Source organism: Gracilinema caldarium, assembly GCF_029265695.1.
Taxonomy (GTDB): Bacteria; Spirochaetota; Spirochaetia; order Treponematales; family Breznakiellaceae; genus Gracilinema; species Gracilinema caldarium_A.
In genome coordinates this window covers 1-11,137 of the sequence record NZ_JAJUHW010000064.1, presented here as the reverse complement: position 1 = coordinate 11,137, position 11,137 = coordinate 1, and the positions used below count along the sequence as shown (strand labels likewise).

Here is an 11,137-nt window from a genome sequence, read left to right as displayed (position 1 = left end):
TCATCGTCGAGCACTAACTCCTCTTCCTCATCCTCGTTTTCATCAAAGGATTCTTCCACATCTTCAATAAAGAGATTGTCCGATTCTTCCTCTACCGGAATTGAATCAATGGCGCTCAGCAGCAAGGGATTCGTTTCTTCCTGGGTCTCAGCGGCCTTTACTTCCTCATTTTGCCGCAGGGCTTGAAGGTTTCGTTCCCAAATATCCTGGAGAGAGGCCGAATAGGACCGAACAGCCTCTTCGTACAACTCCAACGACCTGTTGAGATTCGTGAGATCCTCAGATGTAGCCCGTTTTCCCTGAAGATTGATGAGCGTATCGGCGGTCTTAACAGCCTTTTCTATATCTCCAGATTTTTTATGGAGTTCTGCCAGGGCTGCCAAAGCCTCTACATCTTGGGGGTTATCTCTTATCAATTCCTCGAAAATCGTTATAGCATGGGCCTTGTTTCCCGTCTCGGCGTATAGCCGGCCCAACATCATCTTTGCATTCCTGTCCTGGGGCTTTCTCCGCAAAAAGGCTAAGATCCGCTCTTCAGCTTCCTGATACTCCTTCCGCTGGAAATGAAGATCGGCCAAATCAAGATAAAAGGCAAAGTTGCCAGGGTCTATCGAAAGGATTTTCTCAAAACAGGCTTGGGCTTCCGCATTTTTACCTATGGCCCGATATGCGGCGCCCTGTATCCGCAGGGCTTGAATATTATCCTGGTCCCATTCCAGAGCACGGGTAGCCTGTTCGAGAGCCTCAGGATAACGCTGCAATTTCAGGTAAAGAGCAGCAAGTTTTATTCTTACTTCTGAGCTGTCGGGAACCAGTTTTACCAGCTTTTCTAGTTCGATGAGCGCATCTCCGGGATGCCCAATCGCTTCCAAGGCGTGTTCAAGGTTAACCACGGCTTTTACATATTTTGGTTCCGCTTCTATAGCCTGACGGTAATACTTAATAGCCTCATTATATTTACCTTGATCGGTCAGTACCACACCAATATTATTACGGGCCTCCGCATTAAAGGGATCAATATTCAAAATACGATTAAATACTTCCAGCGCATCCGAATGCCGCCCTTGTTTAAGTCTGATAATTCCCAAATTGTTCAGCGCTTCTACCCAGCCAGGCCGGGATCGGAGGGCAGCTTCATATTCCCGGACCGCATCTTCAAATTTTCCTTTCGAATCCAGGGCAAGACCGTAATTGAAATGGAGTACCGGATTATTGCGATCCAGGCTCAGCCCCTTCTGAAAGACTGTAAAGGCCTTTTCCGATTCCTGGAGCCGGTCATACATGGTACCCAAATTGTTATATGCAGGAACATAACGAGGGTCCAGCTCAATAACCTTGGCATAGGCCATGGATGCAGCCTTATAGTTGCCTAGCTGCTTATACACATTTCCCAAATTGTAGTGCAGTTCAGGACGGGTCGGATCGATATCTATGGCATGTTCCAGCGCATCAAGCGCTTTGTTCAGATCTTCCTTTTTGCGGTAGATAACTGCGATATTATTCAGTGCTTCTAAATCATCAGGATTACTTGCGAGCAGGGAAAGGAATACATCTAAAGCCGCATCATTATTACCCGATTTAGCATAGGTAGCACCCAGCAGCAAAAGGGCTTCACGATCATTTTTATTTTTTTCTAAATACTGCTTTAACAGTCGTTCAGCTTCGGCATGATCTCCAACCCGGGATGCTCCCCGGGCACGATCCATGATATTGAACGTATCTATTGGGCTCATCGTTCCATCCTTAAGGGGCGGGCCGCTACTTCCCGTGACAATGCTCCGATATGGGCAGGGCTTGCCTTGTCGTAGGCCGCAATTGAGAAATAGTATACCCTACCATTCTGCAATCCGTCGATAAGAATTGATGTTCTTAAGCCCACATCGAGGGGCGACGGCCCCATAAGCGCATCGGTGCCAAAATAATTCCCCGGGGCTGTACCATAGTATACTACATAACCCGCCAAATCTCTGTCTGGACTAGGTTTCCACATCAGTTCAACCCCACCGTCCCGTGCTATAGCTTGCACCTGTGAGGGCGGAGATGGAGGAGCATCTTCCTGATATACAACAGTAAGGCTACTAAGACGTGGGGCAGATTCCCCGGTTGAAGAAGGATATAATTGACCCCTAAGCTGCACATAACGACCTTTTATCTGCGGGCCTAGAGCCTTTCCGAGTTCTATCGGAATCCATGAAGTATCATCCGGGCCCCATTGGTAGGGATTGTTTGAGGTTCTTATAAATAATTGTACCTGGGGCGGAACCGCACCTTCTTTCGGACTTCTGATGTCTCCCATCACCTTAAGGACCAGCGAATCGGTAAAAATCATATCCAGGGGCTTGGTAACAAAATAGCCCCCTTCAAGCGCATATTTTAAATCTGGGCCTGCTTCAAGGTAGATAGACAAAATTCGAAAATTATCAATCAACCCAGAGTATCGCTCACCGAGTACAAAAAGGCCGCCTGTTCCAATTTTCGGTGTATAGATTTCACCGCCGGCCCGCTGGGTGTTTGTTGTATAGACAACAGCCTCCAGACCGCCGTTTACCAGATACTCAAGCAGTCCTTGTCTTGCATCATAGCGAATCTGGTGATGGCTCCAGGTTTTTGGCTGTATATTGCTGATACCCTTGAGATAGAGGGTGATCCTGTTTCTGTCATCCACGGAGGTAAAGAAGTCAGAAAAAATCCATTCTAACGTATTCGTTGCTACCTGACAGCGAATTCTTTGGAAAATCGACTCGCCGGCCATTGTTTTCCGACCCGATGACCAGGTAAGAATCTGTTCGCCCTTTTCCAGGTTGGCAGGATAGAGCCAAAAATCGAGCGAAAAATCATCAATTCGGGAACCAGCTGCAAACAGGGCTCCCTTTTCTGGTTTTATAGAAATGCCGCTTTCCTGTATTTTTGTGGATGGGCTTATAGGAATGCCCGTAAACAACGCCGCCCCGGAACCGAGCCTGGATTGGGAATCATTGGAACGCAGCACCGATGCGCCGCTAGAAACAGTATAGTTCCCCATGGTATCTGCAAAACGATCAGAACCGGCTTCGTCAAAGGTAAGCCATAAATCAGGGTATACCGTTATTGGTTTTCGGCTGGATAGGGTAAGCGCACTGGTGAGCTGGCCCTTTGTCTCCACTTCTACACCAACCAGTGACTCAAGCATGTTCCAGCCCTGTTTTCCCCCTAACAAAATAACCTGGTCTTCTGCCCACAGGTTTATAGAAAAGATACATAGGAGAATTATAATATGGCCTCTCATGGCTGTTTCTTTTCCTTGTAAATAACGGTACATTAATAGTAGGGCCTACAAAGCCCCTTTTAATATCGGATTTTTTTATGGTGAACCGCAGTCAAAATATGGAACATTATAGCCAGCTTAAGGCACTCGTGAAAGACGCTCCCCTTGAACCGGGGGTTTACCTCATGAAAGACGAAACAGGGACCATAATTTATGTAGGTAAGGCAAAAATACTCCGAAACCGACTTACTTCCTATTTCAGCGGTGAAAAGGATATAAAAACCAAAACCCTGCTCGCCCATGTCCGTCACATCGAGACTATCATCGTAGCAACCGAATACGAAGCCCTGCTTCTTGAAAACACTCTCATCAAACAACACTCGCCGCGGTATAACATCAACCTTAAAGATGGAAAGACCTATCCTGTGGTGCGTATTACTAACGAAGACTACCCGCGACTCTTCAGAACCCGCTACATAGTTCAGGACGGGTCCCGATATTTCGGCCCCTTTCCCAATGTCCAGGCCTTAGATACGATGCTGCAGCTTATCGAAACCCTCTTTCCCCTGAGAAAATGCAAGACCCTTCGCAGCCGGACACACCCCTGTATGTACTACCATATCGGCCGCTGCAGCGCACCCTGCAGCAATAAAATCAGCAAGGAAGCATACCGGGAGCATATTGAACGGGCGGTTCAGCTCCTCACCGGCCAAACCGAAGCATTGCTTTCACGGCTCACACAGGAAATGGAATCGGAGGCAGCCCTCCTCCACTTTGAACGGGCAGCCCTCCTTCGCGATGCGATTACCAACATTCAGCAGCTTAATGCGACAAGCTCTGTAGTCGATTTTGATGAACAAAGCCGGGACTACATTGCATGGGCAGATGCGGGCATTTTAAGTACCTTTACGGTCTTTAGCATGCGGGGAGGCAAAATGACTGGCAGGGAACTCTACCGGACCCGCTCAGCCGCTGGCGAGGAAGAATCCCTTGCCCAGTTTATTTTGTCATATTATAGTCCTGACAGGCCTCCGCCGCCGTATATTTACATCAACCAGAACCTTTCTCTTGGAGAATCGGTTTTACAGGCCCTCCATGAGCGATTTGGCTACACACCTGCCATTTCTTTTCCCCTTGAAAAGCGGCACGAGGCGATCCTCGCCATGGCCCAGCAAAATGCCCGGGAAGACGTGCTTAAGCGGCAAAAAGAACGGGGTGCTGGTCCTGCCCTGGAAGAGCTGCAGCGGCTGCTCTCCCTTTCCCGGTATCCAGAACGGATCGAAGGCTTTGATATCGCTCAGCTTGGCGGACGGCATACCGTGGCATCCCTCGTTTCTTTTAAAAACGGTATTCCGGACAAAAAAAACTACCGCTATTTTAAAATCCGCAGCCTTCAAGGGGCAATCGACGACTTTGGGGCTATGCGGGAAGCGGTCTCCCGGCGCTATTCCCGCCTTGTGGCGGAAGACCAGGAACTGCCGGATCTTATATTGATAGACGGGGGTATCGGCCAGGTGAATGCAGCCAAGGGAGTACTGGAAGCCTTGCAGCTTAATATCCCCCTTGTAGGTCTGGCTAAAAAGGAAGAAGAACTCTGGCTTCCCGATGCCAAGGAACCTATTAGACTTGACAGGCGGTCAGAAGCATTAAAGGTACTCCAGCATGTACGGGACGAAACCCACCGTTTTGCAACGAGCTTGAACCAGCGCTTACGGAGCAAGGATCTTGCCCTTACCAACCTCGAAGCGGTGGAAGGTATCGGCCAGCGGCGGGCGTGCATCCTAATTAAACACTTTGGCTCAATCGAAGCTATCGCCCATGCAAAGGACAGCGATATTGCCTCCATTATCCATTGTCCTGAAATGGTAGCCCAGGCGGTCCGAATGGCCGCGGAGCAGGCGGTTCATGACAAGGCCGCCCGTATGGCCAACTTTGCCTATCCCCAAGAAGGGGGGCAACAGGGTCTTGCTGCAAGTCTTGCAGCTGAAGCGGCAGAATGGGATAAAAAAAAGGACAGAACGGAATAAACCGTTCTGTCCCCCCTGCTGTACTGTCAGAGCAGCTGCAACGCAACCACAAAGCTTGCCACGAACCGCTCGGGTAGCCCAAGAAGTGATTAATCCTTGTGTTTTTCCTTTACCTTCTCTTTCTCTTTAATAATTTTGCTTTCCAGTTTGTCCATCATTTTATCAATCGCTGCATTCAGTTCAAAATCGTTTTCTTTAACATGAACCGATACGCCCCAACGGAAATTGACCGTTGCTTCCGCTGTAAAGTCCTTTTCCTTGGTTAAGCTTACCAATAGATCCACGATCATGTTTTCCGCATTCGGGATACGGGCAATTTTTTTGTCCAGATATTCTCTGGAACCTTCCCAAAGGGTGAAATGAACGGCCCTTACATCGATGTTCATGTTTGCCTCCTGTGGCTCGTATTAAAACCGCTCCGAAGCGCTTCGCCTGTCCCGCTAAGACCTGGTATAGGAGGACCCCAAATCCAGTTCCTTTCGGTATTTGGCAACAGTTCTCCGGGCGAGCGGAATCCCCTTCCGAGCGAGCAGATCCGATATGTCCTGGTCAGACAGGGACCCTTCCTCACTCTGGATAATTTCACGGATAATTTCCTTAACCGCCTCCTTTGAATACCGGGAGCCGGAAGACCCGGCTCCGCTGATAGAATTGGTAAAGAAGTACCGTATTTCAAAAATACCCCATTCTGTCTGAACATACTTACCATTAGCTATGCGGGAAACCGTTGTTTCGTGGACCCCAATCTCCTGGGCAATATCCTTCAGAGTCAGGGGAGCCAGATATTTAGGTCCCTTAACGAAAAAGGCCCGCTGGAATTCCACAATAGCCCGCATAACCTTAAGCAAAGTATGGTTCCTTTGGTTTATGGATCTTATAAACCACCGAGCTTCCTTAATATTTTCGCGGACAAAGTCCCGAACCGGTTTGTCACCATCCTTGCCATCTGAGAGCTTCATAAAAAAGGGATTGATTCCCAACACCGGTATCTCTTCATCATTTAATATAATAACAAATTCATCGTTTTTACGAACAACCTGTACATCCGGAGTCACATAACGGACGTCGGATGAATCAAACTGGCGGCCTGGAAAAGGAGAAAGCTCCTTGATGCGTTCAAGAATCTCCTGAACCTGGGACTCGCTCCGCCTGATTTTTTTTGCAACCTCCGCAATTTTACCCCGTTCCAAGAGGTCCAGGTGTTCAAGGGCCTCCAGGATACCCTCAGGAGCATCAATTAGGAGCTGGGCCTGAACCATCAGCGATTCCTTGTAATTGGCAGTGCAGGTCCCTTGAGGATCAAGTTTACGCACCAAATCAAGGGCTTCTTTCACCTTTACCGGATCTTCATCCTTAAGAAGTAGCTCTACCGGCTCTTTGTGAAATCCATCGGCGTCCAAATTCTGAATAAGAAGTTCTCCAATGCGCCGAATATCATCATCTACTGGTTGAAGCCTGAGCTGCCATAGGAGATGTTCCTGCAGCGTTTCCGGACGAGAAAGGGCGCCCTCTATAAACTTTTGCTGTTCATCCGCATCTTCATCGGTACCGCGGCGGGTAAATCCGCTGTCAGAAGTAGCCTCAAAATAATCATCTTCTTCTTTAACTTCTTTTATTGCCGAATCGAGGGAAATAGTGGTTTTGTCTTCGATAATTTCAAGGGCAGGATTCCGCTCCAGTTCCTCCTGTATAGTTTCACGCAGATCAACCACCGGCAAAGCCATCAGTCGTATAGACTGATAAAGCTGGGGATTCATCTTTAATCGTTGTTCCTGCGTAAACGTCGGCCTCTGAAGCTGCACTCAGCACTCCTTGCTCAAAAATCTCTCCTTAAACTATTGTGTCAGCGGCTCAATTTGTCAAGCAACCGTTGACCTTGAGCGCCGAGTCGCCTACTATCCAGAGCATACTGAAGAAGGAGCGTTCGATGAAATCTGCGGAAGACCGTCTAGCGGCCCTGGGCACTAAAATTCCAGATATTTTGCTTCCCCGTAAGCATATAGATCTCTCTACCTGGGCAATCATAGCCTGCGATCAATTTACCCAAGACCGTGACTTTTGGGACAACCTGAGCCAAACCATTGGTTCCAAGCCCAGCCTACTCCCGATGATATTTCCGGAAGTATACCTTGAAGATCCTGATAAAAACGAACGGATAATGAAAATACGCCAGGCAATGCAAGAAGCCATTCAATCCGATTATTTTGATGAACCTATCCATGGATTGATGTACATAGAACGTTCTACACCATACCATTTCAAGCGACGCGGCCTGGTTCTTGCGCTGGATCTTGAACGCTATGACTGGCAAAGCGAAAAACGGCTCCTCATACGTGCTACAGAGGGAACCGTTAAAGAGAGGCTGCCGCCCCGTATCGAAATTCGCCGCGGAGCGCCCCTGGAAAGCCCCCATATTATTGTTCTTATCGATGATCCATCTCGCCGCCTTGTAGAAGGTTTCGGTGAGCGTATTAAGAACCGCCAGCCTCGTTACAGCACAACCCTGCTTGCCAATGCGGGAACTATCGAAGGATGGACTTTTGAATCGGAAGATGATTTTACCTATCTTGCGGACAATCTGGAGCGGCTTGTTCGAGAAGCCATTGAACGGGATGGCAGAAGATCCCCTGGCGAAGAACCGTTCCTGTACGCCGTCGGAGATGGGAACCATTCGCTGGCTACCGCCAAGGCAGTCTGGGAAGAGTACAAAAGCATTCATGGAAATGATAGAGATATCATGAATCATCCGGCCCGATACGCCCTGGTGGAAATCGAAAACATTTATGACAAAGGCATTGATTTTGAACCAATACACCGGATCATTTTTGGAACTACCCTACATGAAATAGAAGACCTGCTGCAAAAAAAATTATCGGCCCAAATAGAACCTATTTCGAACGCAGAAGACTTAATGGAAGCGCTTAAAAATTCAAAACAAGGCATTATTCAATATGGCCTTGTATCTTCCTCAGGTCTAAGGCTTTTACAAATTTCTGGCACCGCCGTTGCCACCGTTCCGCTCCAGCCAGTCCTTGACAGTTTTCTAGAAGAAAACAAGGAGAGGGTTTCCATAGACTATATTCATGGCGATAGGGAAACAGCTGAACTTGCACTCGAAGAGCAGAATCGGGTAGCGCTGCTGCTGCCGCCGGTTGGCAAAGAAGATTTGTTCCGTACGGTTGGCAAATCTGGCCCCCTGCCAAGAAAAAGTTTTTCCATGGGAGAGGGTATAGAAAAGCGATTCTATCTTGAATGTCGCAGGCTTTTTGTGTAATATAGGGGCGTATTTCGCCGCCGGCGTGGTGAAATGGCAGACACGGTAGACTCAAAATCTACTGATCGCAAGATCGTATCGGTTCAAGTCCGATCGCCGGCATAAGCTTAAGGGGGATTTAAGCGCAGCTTAAATCCCCTTTTTATTTCAGTCGGACTTGAACCGGCGGGGCCGCCGAACGAAGGTAAGGAAGAGGGCCCAGGATGGGACTGCAAGGACCAGAACTAACGCACATAATGGTGCAGAAAGACCAGGGCGTATTGCTGAATCCCATCAAAATACGTATCGATAAATTGGCTTAATTCAGGCCCCACATAACGGTAATGCCAGCTTTCCCAGCGGTAACCCGTTACATGTTCCATATCTTTTGGATAGGAAAGTGACCAACCATAACGGCCCGCATTCTTTTCCAGCCACTGACTCTGTTTTGTCTGTGCAAAACTATCATCAATACTGTCAAAATCTACTGCAAAACCAAGCTGATGCTGGCTGTGCCCAGGCCGGGCTGATTCCCGGTCCGCCGCAGCCTGGCCCATTTGCTGTACATTCCGTTCGTACACCTGTTTTTGGTATCCGTAACTGCGATAGCAGGATGAAACAACAAGCGTTACTCCATCAGCCTTCGCTGCCTTTGCCATAACTTCCAGAGTTTCCGCAGCTGCACGCCGCAGCTGTAAGCCTGAACGATTTAAAAGATAGCTTCCGCCTCTTAGGGTTATTAAATCATCCGGTTCATAGCCCGCATCGAGCCCATGAGCTTTGTCAACTAAACGCCACAGATAAGGATCCTGAGCGGTGATGTTAGTTACCGTTTTTATAAATTGATCTGGCTGTTGCTTATATTGTTCTAACACACGACGAGACAGGTCTGCAGGAAGCTGAGCATTCTGAAGAGCCGAACTTATTTTTAAGTCCCGATCATCCTGTTTCTGAGCAGCTGCGGGAATGCAGCTCCACAGGGAAAGAAAAAATGAAAAGCCGAGGATAAGCAGTAATTTATTACTCAACAATATCAACGCACCTCGTTGAGCGATCGGATAATGGGAAAAAGCTCGGGGAATCCGGTCGAATCGATGGCCATCCGGACTATTTCACTGGGATTCATAATATAAAGCCGGTGGCCCCGTTCTTGTCCCAGTTCTACCGCTGACATAAGGACACCCAGACCTGAGGATGAAAGGCTTGAAACCCGAGACATATCAAGAACGAGGTTGGTCCGTTCAATCAGGTTGTACACCCGCTGCTGAAAATCGCTATAAGTATATGAGTTGACCGTGCCAATGATTTCGAGCATGACATAGGTATCGCCTTGCCGCTCGGTTATATTGAGATGGTCCATACAGCCTCCTTAGTCTAGATAAACTTTATTGTTAATATAGTAATATCGTCATTAATTTCCTGGGATACAAATTCGGTTACATCTTCATTCAGGAATCGCACAATCCGTTCCGATGAAAGACTCCTGTTTTCAAGCAAACTTGCCTGCAGGCGTTCTTTACCAAACCGTACACCCCGTACCGATTCAGCATCGATTAATCCATCGGTTGTCACCAGCAGAATATCGCCTGCCTTGAATCCTGCCTTACGGACATTGATATAGGGTGCAATATCCTTTACGAAACCAAGAACCTTGCCGGCGCCCTGAATTTCGACAGGGTTATTGTACGATGTGGAAAGCAGCAACATGGTAGGAATACCGCAGTTTACATAATAAAGACTTCGTTCGTTAAAATCAAAAAGCCCGATAAAGCCGGCAAAAAAGGTGCCCCGCGGAAGATACTCTTTTATAAAACTGTTCACCCGTATAATCAGGGTCTTAAAGTCCTTGGTTTCCTTTAGGTATGTGCGGATTACCGATTTTAAGATGATCATGGACATACTGGCGTTAAGGCCCTTACCTGAAACATCGCCCATAACGCAGATATACCGGTCCTTAGTCAGACGGATAAAATCGATAAAGTCACCGCCTAATTTACGGGCAGAACGGCTCATAAAAGCAATATCCGCATGATGGTGCTCTATCTTATCCATGTTTTCCTGCAAAGACTGGATAATTTGTTCCGAATACTCGAGCTCCCGATCAACCGTCATGACCAGAGATTCTTGGGCAATATTTTTTAGATAATAGGCTGTAACAAACAACTTTCCGTATACCCGCCGCAAAGTATCGTAGTCATAATCGAGGAATTCGGAACCGTTCGATTTTGCGCCGAGCAATAGGGCACCTATCACGGAACGGCCGTCCCGGAGCAGAACAAGGGCGTCCGCATTGTAACTATCCAAGAGTTCCAGCAATTCGTCCTTTACGGTATGGTAATCGTAATTAGTTACGATTTCAGTCTTAATCAATATAGAGACATCTTCATTGAGTAAGTGATCAATAGCGGGACTTTTCCGAGGGATCTTATTGTATTCAGCAACCATCTTGTTGTTTGTAGAACCAACAACAACGAGCTGTTCTTCATCGTTGTCTATGAGCAAATGTACCGATGAACACCCCATGGTACTTTGCAGCTGCTGGATAAACTCGGTGATAACAACATCGCGGCCTTTGGAATAATCGATCTTTGAAAGCCCATCTTCCAATCGTTC

The 11,137-nt window shown here is 47.7% G+C and carries 9 protein-coding genes and 1 tRNA gene; 3 read left to right on the top strand and 7 right to left on the bottom strand.

Annotation, left to right across the window (positions count from 1 at the left end; translation table 11 throughout):
* Together Q7P68_RS13300 and Q7P68_RS13295 are read right to left on the bottom strand one after the other, a co-directional pair.
* Nucleotides 1-1,733: tetratricopeptide repeat protein (locus Q7P68_RS13300; RefSeq protein ID WP_304226468.1), on the bottom strand; the 1,733-nt coding region annotated here is incomplete at its 3' end.
* Nucleotides 1,730-3,265, bottom strand: a complete 1,536-nt coding sequence (locus tag Q7P68_RS13295; RefSeq protein ID WP_304226466.1) for a LamG domain-containing protein — start codon at nucleotides 3,263-3,265, stop codon at nucleotides 1,730-1,732. The genes Q7P68_RS13300 and Q7P68_RS13295, both read right to left, overlap by 4 nt.
* Before the next feature lie 77 nt (nucleotides 3,266-3,342).
* Between Q7P68_RS13295 and uvrC the strand changes: the two genes are divergently transcribed.
* Nucleotides 3,343-5,271 (top strand): excinuclease ABC subunit UvrC, encoded by a 1,929-nt coding sequence (gene uvrC, locus Q7P68_RS13290; RefSeq protein ID WP_304226464.1) that lies wholly within the window; start codon nucleotides 3,343-3,345, stop codon nucleotides 5,269-5,271.
* 89 nt (nucleotides 5,272-5,360) lie between these two features.
* On the opposite strand, the gene hpf is transcribed toward uvrC, so the two are convergent.
* Together hpf and rpoN are read right to left on the bottom strand one after the other, a co-directional pair.
* Nucleotides 5,361-5,657, bottom strand: coding sequence for a ribosome hibernation-promoting factor, HPF/YfiA family (hpf, locus tag Q7P68_RS13285; RefSeq protein ID WP_304226462.1), 297 nt, complete (start codon nucleotides 5,655-5,657; stop codon nucleotides 5,361-5,363).
* Between the two features lie 54 nt (nucleotides 5,658-5,711).
* Nucleotides 5,712-7,073: an RNA polymerase factor sigma-54 gene (gene rpoN, locus Q7P68_RS13280; protein ID WP_304226461.1), complete on the bottom strand. Its 1,362-nt coding sequence runs from the start codon at nucleotides 7,071-7,073 to the stop codon at nucleotides 5,712-5,714.
* 125 nt (nucleotides 7,074-7,198) lie between these two features.
* Here rpoN and Q7P68_RS13275 point away from each other — a divergent pair, with 125 nt between their 5' ends.
* Both Q7P68_RS13275 and Q7P68_RS13270 read left to right on the top strand, forming a co-directional pair.
* Nucleotides 7,199-8,545, top strand: a complete 1,347-nt coding sequence (locus tag Q7P68_RS13275; RefSeq protein ID WP_304226459.1) for a DUF1015 domain-containing protein — start codon at nucleotides 7,199-7,201, stop codon at nucleotides 8,543-8,545.
* Between the two features lie 19 nt (nucleotides 8,546-8,564).
* Nucleotides 8,565-8,647 (top strand) — tRNA-Leu (locus Q7P68_RS13270).
* Nucleotides 8,648-8,769: 122 nt separating this feature from the next.
* On the opposite strand, the gene Q7P68_RS13265 is transcribed toward Q7P68_RS13270, so the two are convergent.
* The 3 genes from Q7P68_RS13265 to Q7P68_RS13255 all read right to left on the bottom strand — a co-directional run.
* Nucleotides 8,770-9,552 (bottom strand): M15 family metallopeptidase, encoded by a 783-nt coding sequence (locus tag Q7P68_RS13265; protein ID WP_304226457.1) that lies wholly within the window; start codon nucleotides 9,550-9,552, stop codon nucleotides 8,770-8,772.
* A gap of 5 nt (nucleotides 9,553-9,557) precedes the next feature.
* Entirely contained in the window at nucleotides 9,558-9,884 is a 327-nt protein-coding gene (locus tag Q7P68_RS13260) for an anti-sigma factor antagonist (RefSeq protein ID WP_304226455.1), read from the bottom strand.
* 14 nt (nucleotides 9,885-9,898) lie between these two features.
* The coding region (locus Q7P68_RS13255; protein WP_304226453.1) for a PP2C family protein-serine/threonine phosphatase at nucleotides 9,899-11,137 on the bottom strand (1,239 nt) is incomplete at its 5' end.